The sequence below is a fragment of the Sphingobacterium sp. SGG-5 genome, assembly GCF_011043525.1.
Lineage (GTDB): Bacteria > Bacteroidota > Bacteroidia > Sphingobacteriales > Sphingobacteriaceae > Sphingobacterium.
Window position 1 is genome coordinate 207,382 of sequence record NZ_JAAKGO010000006.1, and the last position, 18,227, is coordinate 225,608.

Below are 18,227 nucleotides of genomic sequence, written 5' to 3' on the forward strand. Positions count from 1 at the left end.
TACAGATGGGCAAATATTCATTTTTATATATAAGTACACATACAGGTCCGGCGGGTGGTGGCATCTATTGTGCCAGGCTGGATTACACGAATGGGGAGGTGACTGCTTTTAAGAAAGTCGCCGATCTCGAAAGAGCGGGTATTATGACACAATACGCCCCAAAAGGCTATCTGTATAGTGTAGGAATCGAGGGTGCTATGGCCGAAAATCAAGGTTGTATCGCGGCCTATACGGTTGATACGAATACCGGAATGTTGAAGCGGTTGAATCGACAGCAGACCGGAGCCGGCTTGCCTACGTTTGTTGCGGTATCGGAAGATGGTTGTTTTGTGCTTCAAGTGAGCTTTTCTACTGCGGCAGCATCGGTTTTACAAATCAAAGCAGATGGTTCGTTGATGCGCTCGGGTAAAGTACACCGGTTTGAGGGAAGAGGTACGAATCCGATCCGACAAACCAAGGCCCACCCACACTGTATCAGCATGCAGCCAATAGACCATACTGTGTTTGTCAGTGACCTTGGAACAGATCAGATCACCCGCTTTCGATTGGATGAGCAACAAGGAGAAATCGTTCGCGACGGTCACGTACAAAGCTCCATCCATTTAGGGGCAGGGCCGCGTATCATGCGCTTCAGTAACGACGGGCAGTATGTCTACGTTGTCAATGAATTGCAGAACACAATTTCAGTCTATAGTTATAACAAGGATAGAAGAATACTCGAACCCGTACAAGTGCTTTCGACATTGCCACATGGCGTAGATAGCAGTTTTGAAAGGCAAATGGCATCGGAGATACGATTACATCCGAATCAAAAATATGTATATGTTACCAATCGTTCCACTGGCGACGGTTTGGTCGATGGGATCGCTGTTTTTAGCAGAAATATCCGTTCTGGAGAGTTATCTCTCATACAACACTGTGCGACCGGGAAACATCCGCGACATTTCAATATTGATCCCACAGGGCGGTGGTTATTTGTCTCAGCTCGTGATTCCGATCAGATTCATCGGTTCCATATAGACCCCGATGCCGGTGTGTTACAAGAGATTGGCGATCCGATAGATTTTCCTCAACCTTGGGATTTACAGTTTTACATCGATTAAGAAAAATACACATGCAAAAGAAAAGTGAAAAAGGAATAACACGTCGTGAGTCGTTACAATGGGGGGCAGGAATGCTTGCCGGGTTGGTATTCCCATTTTCGGTTCAGGGTAGAGCAGTCCCTTGGTTGGATATGGACAGCGAAGAAAATAGGGTAAGCGACCCTGAGGATATAGAACGCAAACAAAAAGAGCTTCCTACCGATTGGGTGAGAGATCTTGTCGTTGTTTCGATGCCAGCTGCGGCAGTCGGGGGCAAAATGGCAGGCGTGTACACTGCAGCGGAGAACGGTATTGTTCCCTGGAAACAGGCTATCATTCGTTGGTTGACCAGCAGGAGTGTTCGTGGAAATGGCGGTGTGCTGATTCGACAGGAAGGCCCGGAAAGCGGTGCAGGCCTGACAGCAGTTGTAGATCCGCATGCAGATTATACATTCGAGGTCTTAATCCATGTGCCTGGGGGTTCTTACTTTGGGACAAAGCAGGAAGATAGTATGCAAGTGTGGATAGCAGTACTTGATATAACAGATAAGGTGATCGCTCAAAAACAGGTGGATATCGTACGGGGAGATTGGACGAAGGGTAGTATTGCTTTTTCAAGTGCTGAGACACGGGAAGTCCGGTGTGTTGTATATGCCAAATCCGTAAAACAATTCCCGTGTTTGTACTATGCCGATGAGTTCAACCTCCAACGTGACGACTATGTATGGTGGAATCCACAAAATTATTTTAATGCTTCCCGAACGGTCGATAAAATAGCAGATAATAGATCGCTACTGCTGGAGGAGCTTCGTCCAGATGCGGTAGCAGGCCACAATGCGGTCTATCTCAACTGGGATCGTTTTTTTGCCGATAAGGGTGTATTTGTCGGTGGAGGGAATTGGGAACAAGAATATAATCATGTCTCTATAGACGATCCGAGGCTAGCGGATTTTGAAGATAACGGCATTGCCCGGGATATTGATGGGCAAAAAATCGGGACCAGCCTACTTTGGCCCGGTTACCAGATGTGCCATAATGCACCTGCATATCGCCGGTATTATATCGACCGGGTAACGAGAATCAGTCCTGATATCAGTTTATTTACGCAGGACAATATCAATATGCCTTCGTTTCAGGGATGGGGCAAAGGGTGCTTCTGTACTTGGTGTAAAAAAGAGTTTTGCCAGTGGTTAGATAAAAATAAAACCTCCGATATCGTGAAACGTACAGGTATCAAAGATTTTAAATCTTTTGATATACTCTCGTATGTAGGCGACGTCAAAGCAGAGATACAGCACCAAGGAGAGTCGTTTGTTCTCCGCAATCCGGTACTCAAAGTGTACCTTCTTTTCCAATATGTGTCACAAGCTCATCTTTGGAAAGATGCTGTCGACAAGATTAAAAGCAATGCCAATCACCCGATAGCCGTGATGGGAAACCAGTACGGCAATAACGGCGAAAAGCCCTTTTCTGTTGCCTTGTCACAGATCGGAGACGTGGTGTGTACAGAAAGTAATATAGGGACGAACGCCACATTCGCTCATTTCGACCGTATTAAAGCCTTGTTGTTGGTCAAACTGGGGTATGCATCGGGTGAATTTAGAAGACCGGTTTGGTTGCAATATTCCGCCCTTTTCCATTCACCTGTAGCCGCAAAAAGCCGATTGCGCTTTATTTCTGCCCAATCATTGGCGAATAACGGCACACCATTCACCTGGGCGACGGCTCCGGGCCAAAGCGGCTGGTTTTTTGACACAGAGGCAGCAATATGCCGATTTATGCAAGATCATCGACACCTGTTTTCACGCTGTGATGGGTATGCAAATGTGGGATTGATATATTCTTTGCCGACACAAATGTGGAAACGTAGTGCAGCTTTTGAGCTTAGTCCTGAAAAATACCAAAAATGGTTTTACGCCTTCGCGATGGCATTAGAGGAGATGCATGTCGCATACGAAGTGAACTGCTGGTGGCATCCTTTGTTGGGAAGCGACCAGCTATCCATGGAGAGACTTTCTCGTTATAAATTGCTCATCTTGCCGGGAGCAGATTGCTTTACGAAAGAACAGCTGGCAATGTTGAAGAAATTTAAAGAGAGGGGTGGACATATCATTACGCTGTCTATGCCAAAGCTATATGATGAAAACGTCGAACCTATTTCAAGTTCAGTTTTGAATAGCGGAAAACAGCTGACGAAATTATCCCCTGACATACTTGCGGATTATGATCGTTTTTATACAACGTTCCAACCCTTGGTTACAAAACTGTTGGAAGACCATCATCTCATCCAAACCGATGCGCCTAAGGAAGTCTGGGCAAGTTTGCAGCTTGACGAAGGAAAAAAAGTCTTGTCTTTACACTTGGTGAATGGAAATATTGATGAAAAGCAAGACGTGTTTCATCCTGTTAAAGAAAGCACATGGCACATACAATTACCCGATGGCGTTGTGGTAGAGCGTGCGAAGATTGTTCGTTTGGAAGCTCCCGATGACATTAGGATTGTACCTGTACAGGCGACGAAAGGTCGTGTTCGTATCACCGTACCTTATATTGAAGGGTATACGATAGTTAGCTTTTATGCAGGTGAAGCGCTGAAAAATGCAGAAGAGCGAAGTAAAGGGAGACGTGCTAATTTGATGAATACGGTAAAAACGTCATGAAACGCATGTAAAAAATGAAGATGGAAAACACGTTGCTTTTAGGAATCGATTTTGGTACAGGAGGTTGTAAGACAACAGTCATCGATACAACAGGTGTGGTTATGGCAGAGGCATCTCAGGATTATCGAACGTATCATCCATATCCTTCTTATAGCGAACAAAATCCGGACGACTGGTTCGCGGCTCTCTTGATTTGCCTTTCAAAAATAAGAAGTGAGATAGATATGGGACGTATTGTTGGTTTAAGTTTAGATTCGTCCACCCACAATGCGGTACTCTTGGATAAAAATATGGAGATAATCCGCCCTACCATCATGTGGCTGGACCAGCGAAGCACCAAAGAAGTGGCTTTTTTGGAGCAGCACTGGGGAGGTGATATTTTTAGAATCGGCTACCAAAAGGTTGCATCTACCTGGACATTGCCTCAATTGTTGTGGATAAAGAATAATGAACCGGACAATTTTCGTAAGATAGACAAGCTCATGTTTATCAAGGATTATGTGCGGTATCTGCTGACCGGTACGTGGGAAACAGATTTTATTGATGCCCAGGGTACCTTATTCTTTGATATAAAAAAAGGCAATTGGTCTTCCGAGCTGTGCGACTTGATTGGATTACCGTCACGCGTGTTGCCACCGATATGCAAGCCTACCGATGTGACGGGGGCAGTTACCGCAGAAGCCTCCCGGCTTACGGGGCTTCGGGAAGGTATTCCCGTTGTATGCGGTACCTCGGATGTCACGGCAGAGGACTATGGCGCCGGGGCCATAAAGCCCAGCCAATGTATCATAAAACTGGCAACTGCGGGCAATCTGAATATTATGACGGCGCAGGCGACCCCTAATCCGAAGACGTTAACGTATTCTCACATTGTTCCAGACCTCTGGTATACCGCTGTTGCCACAAATACGGCAGCATCGAGTATGCGCTGGTTTCGCGATACATTTTGTGCGCAGGAACAAGAGGAGGCCGATCGTACAGGTCAACATGTTTATCAACTGATAGAAAAGGCAGCTAACGAAATCGCGGTGGGATCCGATGGGCTATTGTTCCATCCTTATCTGATGGGCGAACGAGCTCCTTATTGGGATCCAAACTTAAGGGCAAGCTTTATCGGTGCGTCTATGGCACATGGAAAAGGACATTTTATGAGAGCCGTCATGGAGGGTGTAGCCTTCTCTTTGAAGGATTGCTTTAATCTTGCTGAGGAAATAGGACTACCGGTGGAGGAATTCATTCTTATCGGTGGCGGAGCGAAAAGCAGACTTTGGTCACAAATTGTTTGTGATGTCTTGGGCAAAAAGGTAACCAGACCCACAGTCACGGATGCTTCTTTTGGCACGGCATTGATTGCGGGAGTAGGTATTGGCATTTTTCAAGATCTTTTGGATGCCGTACAGCGATGTGTACATACGGAAGACGAACTTATGCCCGATCTTCAAAACCATGTTTACTATGAAAAGCAATTCAACTATTACAGCGAGATACGTGATAAGTTGCAACATCTATATACTGAAATGAATAAATAAGAGAGAAAAAACAAATAAATCAGATGAAAACAGCAAAAACTTCTTATATGTTTGATATGCTCCTGTTTGAGTTACGGGACATTGTTGGGAAAGATTATGTTTCTGTTCGGGATTCGGATAGAGAGGTGTATTCTGTCGATTACTTTTGGCTTCCCGAGATGTGCCATGACCGTCAGGGTCGTAGTAATATTACACGTCCGATGGCCGATTTTATTGTTCATCCGGCAGATGCAGAAGAAGTCTCTAAGATACTTCGTATTGCTAACAACTACAAAATACCTGTTACGGCCTGGGGTGGAGGGAGTGGTTCGCAAGGGGGTGCTCTTCCGGTCTTCGGAGGGATTATTTTGGATACAAAGCGGATGGATACAATCTATAAAATAGATGAGCTGTCCATGACCGTGGAGGTAGGAACTGGGATTATCCACGAAATTCTGGAGGGAGAACTGAAACAGAGAGGATTTTCTACCATGCACGACCCGGGGTCAGCTCGATGCGCTACCGTAGGCGGGTTTATTGCTCATCGGGGAACAGGTGTGTTGTCTACGAAGTATGGGAAAATAGAAGACATGATCGTCAATATGGAAGTTGTGCTGCCGACGGGAGATATCATCCATACACTGACGGTCCCTAAGACGGCTTGTGGCCCAGATCTGAATCAAATATTTATCGGTGCTGAGGGTACGATGGGAATTGTGACGAAGATTACCCTGACCATCCACCGATTGCCGGAAAAGAGAGAATTCCGTGCCTTTATCTTCAAAGATTTGGAAACAGGTCTGCGCGTTGGACAACGGTTGGTCTCCGAAAATCTGCAACCCGCCGTCATACGTCTCTACAGTGAGAATGAGACCAAAGAAGTCATCAAGAAAGTGCTGGGAATTGAAAAAACCGGAGCCTATATGGTGTATGGCTTTGACGGAAATAGCGAGATGGTCGATCTCCAGCTCAAATATGCATATGCGATAGCTATGAGTGAAGAGGGCGAAGATCTGGGGGCCGAATTAGGAGCACAATGGTGGGAAAACCGCTATAAATTTTTCTTTCCTCCTTATATGTACCGCTTGCCCCAACTCTTTGGCACGTTGGACACCGTGGCCTCTTATAGTAACATTCAGAATGTTTACAACGCGATGAAGGATGTGGTGGAAAAACAATATCCGATGGCACGGTTTATTGGCCATTTTTCACATTGGTTCCCGTGGGGAGCGATGTTATATGGTCGATTTATTATTGACAATCCGCCCGAAGACCCACATGAAGCAATCTATTTACACAATAGTATCTGGAATGATGCACTTCGTGCGGCTATGGCTGCCGGTGGGGTATTAAATGAGCATCATGGTATAGGCCTGAAGCTGAGCCGCCTCACACCTGAGTTGTACGGAAATGCATTCCAGTTATTGCGGAATATAAAGACTACACTTGACCCCAATAGTATCATGAATCCGGGTAAACTGGGTTTTGGGGTGTAATCAAAAAAAGGAAAAAAAGGAAAAAGATATGAAAATAACGGAGAAAGAACTGAATACGATACATGCGTGCCGATACTGTCCGATGTGCAGGCACGCTTGTCCTTCAGAGTTTATAAATTATAAGGAATCGGACACTCCACGTGGCCGCGCTATGCTGTTGTATAGCGTTTATAAAGGCGGTAAGCCTTTTGAGGAATCGACCATCGATGCGATCTACAACTGCTTCTTATGTGGTGCTTGTAAAAGTTGGTGCGAAGGGCAAGAGATCGGTGGGTATGATATTCCTGAACTCATCAAGTTTGCACGACGGGATATTGTCGAACAAGGGCTGGCTCCTCAATCTGTGGCCAATATCCGAAATGCTTTGTTGGCGTATGATAACACTTTTGGGATTGATAAAAGTCTTTCTTACACGGCCAGTATTCAGGAAAAGCAAGCCAATATATTATATCTTTTAGGAGAGGGGGTCAATTATAAGCATCCTGAAATTGCCCGGGCTTTTACACAGGTGTTGGACAGCTGTGGAGAAGAATATACGTTGCTGAAAGATGAACCGACAAGCGGGAAAGAACTGGATTTATTGGGATACCGTGAGGAGGCTAAAGATAAGGCGGGTAGGCTCTTAAAGCGCATACGGGCTACGGGATGTATGACAGTTGTCGTTTCCGATCCCTTGCTTTATGATGCTTTGCGGAATGACTATCCGGCTTGGGGTACCTCCTTTGAAGGAGAGGTGCTTCATGTTTCCGAATACCTGTTGCGTCTGCTCCAATCAGGTGCGTTACGACTTAAACCAAATCCAGGGAAAGTGACGTTGGCCGACTCGGAGTTTTTGGGGCGGTTGAACAAAATATATGAAGCTCCTCGTGAGGTTATAGCATCGGTTCCTGGCGTAGAGGTCGTCGAGATGCAATGGCATCACGAATACATGCAATCGGCAGGAGAGGCTGCTTTTACTTTTGATGATAGAGTTTTTGACCGAGGAAAAGATCTCGGCGAAAAAATCAGTATTAAGGCGGAAGAAGCTCAGGCGGATATGATCGTCGTCCTTTCAGCAACCGCGAAGCAGCATATTTCAGCAACAACTACCTTAAACGTACTTGATATTGCCGAATTTGCATATCAAAATATAGATAAAAAAGGCTAACAGAAATAAATAGAAACAAACAGGTGATGGAACTGAGAAAAAAATATAAAGCCGGAACAGGCAGACAGCAAATTGTAACATTAGGCGAAGGAGGGTTAAAAAAATCAACCTTTGATCTGCTAAATCTCAAAGCGGGAGAAACGTATACGGGAGATACCGGGAATCTTGAGTCGGCATTTGTTGTCCTTTCTGGCTCCTGTCATGCCAATGGCAATGACTTTTCATATACAAATATCGGGAGCAGAAAGGATGTTTTTTCGGGTAGACCCGCCACGGTCTATCTCCCTATTCAGACCAGTTATCAGTTCACAGCTATAACAGATGTGGAGTTAGCAATTTGTTCGGCTGAGGCAAATGTGAAATATGCGCCAGTGTTGATTAACCCCGAAGACGTCAAAGAAGTAGAATTAGGAAGCGGGAACTGGAAGCGTAAAGCACACTTTATTATTGATCAAAGCATCAATTCACAACACCTTTTTTTAGGAGAAACCCTCTTACCCCCCGGGAAATGGGCTTTCCCCCCACACCGGCATGACAAGGATGATTTGCCACGTGAAGTGGATATGGAGGAAATCTATCATTTTAGAATCCAGCCTCAGACGGGGTTTGGGATACAGTTGAGTTATACCGACGACAGGACCAGAGATGATGCTTATCTTCTTCGGAATGGGGATACGATCCTGATACCAGACGGATATCATCCTGTAGCAAGCTCTCCGGTAGATGCGCTGTATATGTTGTGGTTTATGGCGGGAGAAAAGCGGCTCTTCCTATCGCGACCTGAGGAACAATATCACTGGGTGGCTCAGTACGACCATTTTTTTAAGTCCCGATAAGGGCAGAAACGTGAAAATTGAATAACTTGCGCTCATGAAGAATCATCTATCAAGGCGAAAATTTTTGCAGCTTTCGTCCATAGCGGCCTTAGGAGCTGTCTCCCCGAACACGAATGTATGGGGTATGCCTGCATATATTAAGAATCTCGGGAAACCAAATTCGGTATTTAATGGGGTACAGATTGGTGTTATCACCTATTCTTTTCGCCATCTGACGAACGATGCAGAACAGTTGCTCAAATATTGTTTGGAATGTGGTATCAGCGGTGTAGAACTGATGGGTGACCCCGCAGAGGCTTTCGTGGGGGCACCGAAGGCGCCGAGTGCACCCAAATGGGGAAAAGGCGCAGATGTTGAGGCATGGAAGGCCTATGCGAAAGCATTAGCTCCGTGGCGTGCCCAAGTGGATATAAAACGTTTCGAGCAGTTGCGTCGTATCTACAACAAAGCTGGCGTGAACATTTATGCCTACAAACCGAGCGCTTTGGGAATAAATAATACGGATGCCGAGATTCATTATGCTTGCCGGGCGGCGCGTGCATTAGGGGCTAATCAGGTCAACGTAGAATATCCAGATAATCTAGCACACACGCAACGGCTATCATCTATTGCCTCTAAATACAAGATCGCTGTCGGCTATCACGGTCATCTGCAGCAAACATTTGATATGTGGGACGCCGCAGTAGCCCAATCCAAATACAATGCAATTAATTTCGACATGGGACATTATGTCGCTGCGGGCTTCGACCCGAAAGCCTTTGTTCATGCCAAGCATAAACATATGGTGAGTATGCATGTCAAAGACCGAAAGAATAAACAGCATGGCGGTGCAAATCTACCTTGGGGAGAAGGCGACACGCCTATTGTCGAGGTATTACAGCAAATGGCGAGATCGCACTATAAGTTTCCGGCTACCATAGAGCTTGAATATAAAATTCCGGATGGCTCCGATGAGGTGAAGGAGATAGCAAAATGTGTTGAGTTTGCTCGTAAGGCGCTTGATGCTTAACATTCCCTTGGAGATTATAATGTCAAGATAAATGAAAACCTTTTCGTATAAATAGTTTCTCTTAAATAACAGCGCAGGATGCAATTTTAAAACTTACTACGTACATTTGGCTTTCAAAACAACATAAATCTAATAAGTAATGGCCAGCAAGCAGGTTTTCTCTTACAACCCTAAATATCCATCTGTTGCAGATCTTCGAAAAAAAGCGAAGAGCATGATTCCTAAGTTTGCCTTCGATTATCTCGAAGGAGGGTGTAATGAAGAATTAAATTTGTCCCGGAACGAAAATGATTTTGATGATATCTTCCTTAAACCGAGGTATTTGCAAAAGACAGGTGATATTGATATGTCTACGGAAATATTCGGTATCCGGTATCAAGCTCCTTTTGGCATCTCACCGATAGGTCTGCAGGGATTGATGTGGCCCAATTCGCCAGAAATATTAGCTAAAGCGGCAGCCAGGCAAGGCGTACCCTATATTCTCAGCACCGTATCTACCGGGGGCATTGAGCGTATCGCCGAAGCGTCTGAAGGTACGGCTTGGTTTCAACTGTATCACCCTACCGAAGACAAATTGCGGGACGATATTTTGCGACGTCTAAAAGAAGCGCAGTATCCGGTACTGGTCGTATTGGTTGATGTCCCTTCTTTCGGTTTACGCTATAGAGAGATTAAAAGTGGACTTTCTATGCCACCTAAGATGAATATATCGAACATCTTTCAGGCCATGATACGTCCCACATGGGGTGTAAAAACTTTGCAGCATGGTATCCCTTCATTTGCGACGTTGAAGCCTTATATGGAGAAGGGTATGGATTTAAGTCAGCTGGGCCAATTTATGAACCGGACATTTACGGGCAAAGTGACCTTTGAAAAGATCAAAGCGATACGCGACATCTGGCAAGGGCCATTGGTACTTAAGGGGATTGCGACGGAAGAAGATATGGATGATGCGATACAGATTGGCGTAGACGGTGTTATTGTCTCCAATCATGGCGGAAGACAGTTAGATGCGGGCGAGTCTTCTATACGATCCTTAATGCGTTTGGTCGATAACCCGACCTATAAAGGTAAAATGAAAATCATGTTGGATGGAGGAATGCGGTCCGGTGTAGATATCGCTCGTGCATGTGCCGTAGGGTCTGATTTTAATTTTATGGGGAGACCTTTTATGTATGGTGTGGGTGCCTTAGGCAATCAGGGTGGAGAGCATACCATCAATATGTTTAAAGCGCATCTTTATCAGGTTATGCAACAAATATCCATTGATAAGATAAGTGATTTTCCTACGCGCTTGCTAACATCTTTGTAATGAGATAGAGGCACACAATCTGGTGCCTCGACTTTTTTACATCTTGCCTGGTACGATTTTCGTTGCTGTGCGATCTATTATAGAATCAAGCATATGACAACGCTATGCGTCTTAAGAATTACGTTTTATTTGTTCTCAGCATTTGGTTGTTGAGTTGCCCGTCCTTGCAAGGTCAATCTTCGAATGGGGCAGTTCACGATTTTAAGATTAAGGGATTCCACCTGGATATGCGGATACAGGTTATGACCATGCCTGCGTTGAAAGCTTTCGCAAAAAAATTAAGTGAAAATGGCATCAATACGCTTGTGATGGAATGGGAAGGAACATATCCATTTAGGAAGCACCCATTGATAGCGAACCGCTTTGCTTATTCGCGGGAAGAAGTCATTGACTTTATAGCCTATTGTAATCAATTGAAGATTGATGTGATCCCGCTCCAACAGAGCTTTGGCCATGTAGAATATATCCTCCGGCATTCGCGCTATAAAGATCTGCGGGAAGATCAAAAGGATTATTCACAAGTCAATCCGTTGAAAGAAGATTTAAACCGAGAGTTATTTACAGAACTTTACCAAGATCTTATTTCTACACACACCTCGGAATACATTCACATAGGTGGAGATGAGACATACTTGCTGGGACATTCGCCCGAATCGAAGAAAAAAGTGGCAGAACTGGGTAAGGGAAGGCTTTACGGAGACTTTATCAAGTTGCTTTGTGATATTGTTGTGGGCTTGGGAAAGCGGCCTGTGCTTTGGGCTGACATTGCATTAAAGTATCCAGATGCTTTACAGGGGTTGCCCAAAGGAACGATATTTGTAGACTGGAACTATGGTTGGGATATCCATATGTTTGGGAATCATGATAATTTATTGAACAGTGGTTTTGAAATATGGGGCGCGCCTTCCATACGAAGCCATCCCGATAATTATTTTTTAACCCAATGGGAAAAACATTTGAATAATATCAGAGATTTTATTCCATTGGCGAGAGGTTTCGGATATACAGGTATCGTCATGACTTCTTGGTCGACTTCGGGATTATATTCTACAATTTGGGAATCGACGAGAGATATTATGGATCTGCAAGCCATTCGCCGCGTATATCCGATCACAGGCTTCAATATGTTAATCACGGCTTTTTTTGAAGCGGCTAACCATCCTAAACCTTTACCTGTCGAACGTTTTGTCCATCAGTATGCACAGAAACGATATGGGTTTAACCAACAAGAGGCAGAAGAATTTTGGATAGCTTTGAAAGCTATTCCCTATGAAATCGTACAAGGGAAGATCAGCAATCCTAATATTGCCATGTCCTCTTTTTTGGACAGTGCAAGGGTAGTAGCTGCTACGATGCATCGACTTAAACCGACCTTGAACGCGCATGAATTTGAACATTATCGTTTGATGTCGGATATCCGCTTGCAATATCTGAAATATATGGATATAGAGAAAAGGGTGAATTCGGTGGATTTTAGAGCGGAAGATGTGCCAGGTGTATTAGCCGATTTAGAAGCCTTGGATACCGCCAATTTGGACGAACGTTTTATGCGGTTGAACAAAAACTCTTTTTATGATGGAGAGCTGAAACAGGAGAACGAATACCGTAATAGAAAGATCCGATTGCTTCATCAGCGCTTATCTCGGAATAAATCGGACCAGCCCTAAAGCGTTTGGACAAACTTAAACGATTTTTTAAAAACAAAATCGCCAATTGTTAAGTTTTTGTTTTGTAATGGTTACCGTTATTTTATATTTTTGAATGAGCAGTTCGTCGAAATAACTTGTAGGATTAGTATTCCTATACCAGTTGCCTAAAAAATAGACCGAATGAAGAAAGTGTCTAAAGCAGTTTTTGTTGATTTTAAAGCGGGATATTCAAAAGCTTTTAGAATATTGTTTGATTTGCACCACCACGCTATTCTACAGCATGCTTATGGGTTTTGCCATCAAAGGGAGGAAGCCGAGGAAATTGTACAAGATGCTTTTACCCAACTTTTTGTCTACAGAGATAGAATGCGAGACGAAGAAAGTATATTGCCTTTTCTGTACGCCGTTTCAAAAAGGATTGCCATATCGCATTTTCGTAGGAAAATCATTCGTGAAGAAGCCGTAACGTATACCGCAGAACGCGCTCTCAGAAATCCATACGATACGCAAGAGACGGTTTTGGTCAAAGAATTGAAGGACAAACTTGAGCAAATTATAAGCGAATTGCCTCAGCAACAACAAAAAGTGTTTGTATTAAACAAGCTGGATGACCTGTCTTACCAGGAGATTGCAGAACAGCTTGCCCTTTCAAAAAACACCGTTAAAAACCATTTAACCGTAGCCACAAAAACCGTCCGGGTTAAACTACAGCGGCTAATGTATCTTTTTTTCTGATTTTTTTTGAACTCACCTAGTACGATTTCCAATGCTGTGCGATTTATGTAAATAAAAGCATACAACAATTGGATAAGCAACGATTAATAGACCTCATTCGGAAACGCCAACAGGGGATATGCTCTGATGCTGAAAATGCTGAGCTGTATGAGCTCATGCAAAATCCAGAGATAGAAGAGGAAGTTCTGCTGCTTTGGGATAAATTGCATGAAGATAAGTCTATGGACATCTCGGCAGAGGAAAGTAATAGGCTGTATCGACGGATATTGTCCCGGTGGGAAGTGCGCGATGTGTTGAAAGCTAATTCCCAGCAGCTTATGTGGCAGAGGTTTCGAAAGGTTGCTGCGATAGCAGCTGTGCTTTTAATTTGTTGGGGTGCGTACCTTATCGTTTTTCAGTCCAATTCCGGACCAAGAGAAGCTTTTTCGGAGGTGGAAAAAACGCAAGCAGAAGTGTCGCCCGGTAGCAACAAAGCTCGGGTTGTGTTTGAAGACGGAACGTATCAGGAGCTTGGAGGAGCATCAACGGCAGGTTTAAAAGAAAATCGGTTTTTTACGGTAGGTAATGATGCTGATGGGATTGTTTACCACGAACAATCTGGAATGGGGGGACAGACAAGTCAAATACATACTTTAATCACACCAATTGGTGGCGAATATGCCGTTCGATTGGCGGATGGTACCCAAGTCTGGCTAAATGCAAACTCCAAGTTGAAATATCCTGTCTCGTTCAGCGGTTCAAGCATGCGGGAAGTCGAGTTAGAGGGGGAGGCTTATTTTGATGTTGCGAAATTGGAGATCAACAATAAACGGGTTCCGTTTGTCGTAAAATCAAAAGGCCAAATTTTAGAAGTACTGGGCACGGAATTCAATGTGAATACTTTTAGAAACCGAATAATCACCACATTAATAGAAGGAAGTGTCAAGGTTTCCGTTGATAGCGAGTCTCTAGGACAACCCCATGTCCTTAAACCTAATGATCAGCTAATTTATGATGCATCATCGAAAAAGGTAAAAATTGCACAGATAGATCCATATTATGTAACAGCATGGAAAAGTGGAGATTTTGCGTTCGACAATGTACCATTGAAAGATGTCATGGAAGATATTGCCAGATGGTATGACATCGGTGTAGAATATAAGTCAGAAGTAGATGACGTACGATTTTCAGGAAAGGTGTCTAAGTTTGAGGATATTGAAACGCTACTTCGGACGATAGAATGGACGGGATCTGTAAAACTACAATTGAGTGGAAGGAGGGTAATAGTCATGAAATAAGAAACCGCCATAAAAATAGGAGGTGTTACCAGCACCCCCTAATAAATTAGTCAAATAGACTAGCGATTGAAACTAACGTGTTAAATTATAAATCAACCGAATACAAATGTATAAAAAAAATTGGTTGGGCATATTGCTATGGGAAATATGCCGTACGAAAATAAATCCGGTAGTAATGAAGCTATCCTTAGCCCTCCCTTTTCTACTCGCGGCAACACTGCAGGTCAGTGCATCTGCTATTGGACAAGAAGTTACCCTTCAGCGAAAAAATGTCAAGTTAGACTATGTGCTCCGGGAGCTGCAGAAGCAGACCGGGTATAATATCCTCTTCGATCAACGCATTATTCCTGCTTCTGCAAGGGTAAACCTGAATTATAAAGATGCACAACTCAACAAGGTGCTTAACGAAGTGCTGGCGCCTTTTGGGATTAAATATAAGCAGACGGGAAAAAATATCGTTTTGAACAAAGAGGCGTCCATAAAGCCGCTTCCGATACATCAGCAGGATCGGATCAGAGGGAAAGTTCAAGATACAAATGGTGCACCGATTTCGGGCGTTACTATACGCCTTAATGATAGTATGAGCGAAGGCGCCTTGACGGGACAAAATGGAGATTTTTCTATTCTTGCCAGTTCAAAAGATAGACTTACATTTTCCTATATCGGTAAAGAGTCGGTCACGATTACTGTGGGAGATAGAAAGGAGTTGCTGATTGTACTTCGCGATCAAACAGTTGTCATGGATGATCTGGTCGTGGTTGCTTACGGTCAGCAGAAAAAGAGAAATCTGACCGGGTCTGTTGTTTCGGTGGGCAGTGATGAGATTGAAAAAACAACGCTTCAAGATCCGATTTCCATTTTGCAGGGTCGAGCGCCAGGGGTACAGATTACATCCAATTCCGGAGCTCCGGGTGGGGAAATGACGATCCGCGTCCGGGGGAACTCTTCGCTCAATGCAGGAAATAATCCCTTGTTTGTAGTGGATGGAGTACCGATAGAGTCTAATTCTTTGTCTTCTTTGAATGGATCGGAAAATTTCGGGCTAAACCCATTAGCCGATATCAATCCCGCTGATATTGCTTCGATTGAGATCCTTAAAGATGCGGCGTCAACAGCCATCTATGGTTCGCGTGCCGCTAACGGTGTGGTACTGATAACGACCAAGCGGGGGGCAGAGGGTAAGGCGCAGGTAACGGCCAATTTTATGACAGGCGTAAGTTCGATTACCCGTCATCTGAGCGTGTTGAACGCTAGTCAATATCGTGCAGCGGTACTCGATTCGTACTATAATATGGACAATTTTGAAGAACCTTATTGGACGGTGCTTGATTCCTTAAACCCATCCAACAATGGTGATATCGACTGGCAGCGCGAATTGTTGCGATCTGCCGGGCAATATAAAGTAGATTTGGCTATTCGTGGCGGTAGTGACAAGGTGCAGTATGCGTGGAGCAATTCGTTTTTGGATCAGGATGGTATTATTATCAGTAATAATTACAAGCGTATAACCTCGCGGTTGAATGTCGATTTTGACGTAACGGATTGGTTGACAATCGGACAGAGCTTGGCCTATACAAACGCGACGAATCATCGTATAAATGCGGGCGGAGTAGGGAACTTAAGCGTCATCCGTGAACTCCTGGTCCGACCCCCGGTCATGTCCATGTATTTTCCGGACGGATCATTGAATGGTTATCAATTGGGGAGGCGTAATCCGGTAGGAATAGCTATGCACGCAACGCATTACAATAAGAGTCATCGTCTTATTGGGAGTGAATATATAGATTTCAAAATTCTGGATGGACTGAGTTTTCGGAGTAACCTGCATTTTGATCTGATTACGATGAAGGAGGATGAGTTTATGCCGTCAATATTGGATTATAGGGAAGGCTATAATACGGGAGGCGTAAGAAACACGAACAATATTACTTGGGCGAATGAGAATATCTTGCGGTACAATAAAGTGTTTAATGCGGACCACAATTTTGGTGCATTACTCGGATTTAGTCTGCAGGACTGGCGCTATGAACGTACCGGCTTGGATGGAATGTTTTTTCCGAGTGATGATATCAGGACACTAAATGCCGCGAGCGTAATTTCCAACAAAGATTCAGATGGGGAGGATATCAATGCAGTTGGGGAGAGTGCCATGCTTTCCTATTTTGGCCGGATGTCGTATGATTATATGGGAAAATACCTGGCGGAAGTAAATCTAAGGGCTGACGGTTCTTCGCGGTTTGGCCGGGATAAACGATTCGGGTTCTTTCCCTCGGCTTCAGTAGGATGGCGTTTTTCGGACGAGGCTTTTTTTAACAACGTAAGAAATATCATAAATGATGGTAAACTACGCTTTAGCATGGGTAGTACCGGAAATCATTCTATTGGTAACTATACCGCTCAAGGCGAGTTTTTAGTTGGGCTCAATTATTTAGATTATTCGGGCGCTGCACCTACGGTCATGCCCAATGCTGCCCTCACTTGGGAAACCACAACGCAATACAATGGCGGAATAGACTTATCATTTTTAGCAAATAGAATTACATTGAATGCCGACTATTATATAAAAAATACACGGAATTTGCTCTATAGTGTTCCTATTCCCACCACAACAGGGTTTGGTACAATCACCCAGAATATCGGTAACATCCAAAACAAGGGCGTAGAGTTTTTGCTATCCACCAAAAATTTAGTGGGCAACTTCGAGTGGACGACAAACTTTAACATCAGTGCAAATAGAAATAGAATCGTGTCGCTTCCGAAGGAGTTGCTTACCAACGGCTATATTCAGAATGGCACCTACCATATATTGAAAGAGGGGGAGCCCATTGGAATATTCTATGGATGGAGATTTGATGGGGTTTATGCCCGTGATGAAGATAACGTGCAAGCGGTTACGAATGGCTTATCAGGACCCTTGTTTAAAGGAGGAGACCCGATTTGGCATGACCTCAATGGAGACAAGGTCATCAATCAAGATGACAGACAGATTATTGGTAACGCCGAGCCTACATTCTTTGGAGGGTTTTCCAACGATTTCAGCTATAAGAATTTTTCACTAAATGTACTGTTGCAGTATGCCTATGGAAATGATATATATAGCGAGATCAATCATCAGCGGAATTCTATCGTCCGGTACAACAACCTTTCTACAGATGCGCTGAGAAGGTGGCGTAAGCAGGGCGATATTACAGATTATCCGCGGCCAGTGAGGGATGACCCTATGCAGAGTGATAGCCGGGTGCAGAGTCGGTGGGTGGAAGATGGGTCCTACATTAAACTGAAAAATGTTAACCTTCGTTACCGTTTCCCATCTACGCTGGTCAATAAGATAAGACTGAGAAGCCTGGATGCTTTCGTCAGCGGCACGAATCTGATTACGTGGACGAAATATACAGGATTCGATCCCGATGTCAATTCCTATGCAGGATTGCGGGTCGGTGTGGACGAAGGGGCCTATCCACAGAGCCGTACGTTTGTTTTTGGTTTGAATATAGGTCTTTAATATTTTATAAAAAA

Annotated in this window: 12 protein-coding genes; all 12 read left to right on the forward strand. The window is 44.2% G+C overall.

Features of this window, described 5'->3' with window-relative positions; genetic code table 11:
* Nucleotides 1-5: 5 nt before the first annotated feature.
* The 12 genes from G5B30_RS11200 (at nucleotide 6) to G5B30_RS11255 (ending at nucleotide 18,213) form a co-directional block, all read left to right on the forward strand.
* Nucleotides 6-1,103, forward strand: coding sequence for a lactonase family protein (locus G5B30_RS11200; protein WP_165320083.1), 1,098 nt, complete (start codon nucleotides 6-8; stop codon nucleotides 1,101-1,103).
* An 11-nt stretch (nucleotides 1,104-1,114) separates the two neighbouring features.
* The gene (locus tag G5B30_RS11205; protein ID WP_165320084.1) at nucleotides 1,115-3,742 is read left to right on the forward strand and encodes a hypothetical protein; all 2,628 of its coding nucleotides are present in this window, start codon (nucleotides 1,115-1,117) and stop codon (nucleotides 3,740-3,742) included.
* 14 nt (nucleotides 3,743-3,756) lie between these two features.
* Nucleotides 3,757-5,271 (forward strand): xylulokinase, encoded by a 1,515-nt coding sequence (gene xylB, locus G5B30_RS11210; protein WP_165320085.1) that lies wholly within the window; start codon nucleotides 3,757-3,759, stop codon nucleotides 5,269-5,271.
* Between the two features lie 23 nt (nucleotides 5,272-5,294).
* Nucleotides 5,295-6,746, forward strand: coding sequence for an FAD-binding oxidoreductase (locus G5B30_RS11215; protein WP_165320086.1), 1,452 nt, complete (start codon nucleotides 5,295-5,297; stop codon nucleotides 6,744-6,746).
* A gap of 28 nt (nucleotides 6,747-6,774) precedes the next feature.
* A complete protein-coding gene (locus G5B30_RS11220) occupies nucleotides 6,775-7,893 on the forward strand; it encodes a (Fe-S)-binding protein (RefSeq protein ID WP_165320087.1) in 1,119 nt (372 codons plus the stop codon).
* Between the two features lie 26 nt (nucleotides 7,894-7,919).
* Nucleotides 7,920-8,729, forward strand: a complete 810-nt coding sequence (iolB, locus tag G5B30_RS11225) for a 5-deoxy-glucuronate isomerase (protein WP_165320088.1) — start codon at nucleotides 7,920-7,922, stop codon at nucleotides 8,727-8,729.
* 34 nt (nucleotides 8,730-8,763) lie between these two features.
* Nucleotides 8,764-9,738 carry a sugar phosphate isomerase/epimerase family protein gene (locus G5B30_RS11230; RefSeq protein ID WP_165320089.1) on the forward strand — a complete coding sequence of 325 codons (975 nt, stop codon included), beginning with the start codon at nucleotides 8,764-8,766 and terminating at the stop codon, nucleotides 9,736-9,738.
* Nucleotides 9,739-9,877: 139 nt separating this feature from the next.
* Nucleotides 9,878-11,050 carry an alpha-hydroxy acid oxidase gene (locus tag G5B30_RS11235; RefSeq protein WP_165320090.1) on the forward strand — a complete coding sequence of 391 codons (1,173 nt, stop codon included), beginning with the start codon at nucleotides 9,878-9,880 and terminating at the stop codon, nucleotides 11,048-11,050.
* A 104-nt stretch (nucleotides 11,051-11,154) separates the two neighbouring features.
* On the forward strand, nucleotides 11,155-12,717 hold the full coding sequence (locus G5B30_RS11240; RefSeq protein ID WP_165320091.1) for a beta-N-acetylhexosaminidase: 1,563 nt from the start codon (nucleotides 11,155-11,157) through the stop codon (nucleotides 12,715-12,717).
* A 162-nt stretch (nucleotides 12,718-12,879) separates the two neighbouring features.
* Nucleotides 12,880-13,434, forward strand: coding sequence for an RNA polymerase sigma factor (locus G5B30_RS11245; protein WP_165320092.1), 555 nt, complete (start codon nucleotides 12,880-12,882; stop codon nucleotides 13,432-13,434).
* A 68-nt stretch (nucleotides 13,435-13,502) separates the two neighbouring features.
* Nucleotides 13,503-14,711 carry a FecR family protein gene (locus tag G5B30_RS11250; protein ID WP_165320093.1) on the forward strand — a complete coding sequence of 403 codons (1,209 nt, stop codon included), beginning with the start codon at nucleotides 13,503-13,505 and terminating at the stop codon, nucleotides 14,709-14,711.
* A gap of 175 nt (nucleotides 14,712-14,886) precedes the next feature.
* Complete coding sequence (locus tag G5B30_RS11255; RefSeq protein WP_165320094.1) at nucleotides 14,887-18,213, forward strand: TonB-dependent receptor; 3,327 nt, start codon at nucleotides 14,887-14,889, stop codon at nucleotides 18,211-18,213.
* Nucleotides 18,214-18,227 lie beyond the last annotated feature (14 nt).

Bases quoted from the DNA above. Each gene is read 5' to 3' on its own strand.
- G5B30_RS11230 (WP_165320089.1), top strand. From the start codon at position 8,764: ATGAAGAATCATCTATCAAGGCGAAAATTTTTGCAGCTTTCGTCCATA.
- G5B30_RS11255 (WP_165320094.1), top strand. From the start codon at position 14,887: ATGAAGCTATCCTTAGCCCTCCCTTTTCTACTCGCGGCAACACTGCAG.
- G5B30_RS11220 (WP_165320087.1), top strand. From the start codon at position 6,775: ATGAAAATAACGGAGAAAGAACTGAATACGATACATGCGTGCCGATAC.
- G5B30_RS11245 (WP_165320092.1), top strand. From the start codon at position 12,880: ATGAAGAAAGTGTCTAAAGCAGTTTTTGTTGATTTTAAAGCGGGATAT.
- xylB (WP_165320085.1), top strand. From the start codon at position 3,757: ATGAAGATGGAAAACACGTTGCTTTTAGGAATCGATTTTGGTACAGGA.
- G5B30_RS11235 (WP_165320090.1), top strand. From the start codon at position 9,878: ATGGCCAGCAAGCAGGTTTTCTCTTACAACCCTAAATATCCATCTGTT.
- G5B30_RS11200 (WP_165320083.1), top strand. From the start codon at position 6: ATGGGCAAATATTCATTTTTATATATAAGTACACATACAGGTCCGGCG.
- iolB (WP_165320088.1), top strand. From the start codon at position 7,920: ATGGAACTGAGAAAAAAATATAAAGCCGGAACAGGCAGACAGCAAATT.
- G5B30_RS11205 (WP_165320084.1), top strand. From the start codon at position 1,115: ATGCAAAAGAAAAGTGAAAAAGGAATAACACGTCGTGAGTCGTTACAA.
- G5B30_RS11215 (WP_165320086.1), top strand. From the start codon at position 5,295: ATGAAAACAGCAAAAACTTCTTATATGTTTGATATGCTCCTGTTTGAG.
- G5B30_RS11240 (WP_165320091.1), top strand. From the start codon at position 11,155: ATGCGTCTTAAGAATTACGTTTTATTTGTTCTCAGCATTTGGTTGTTG.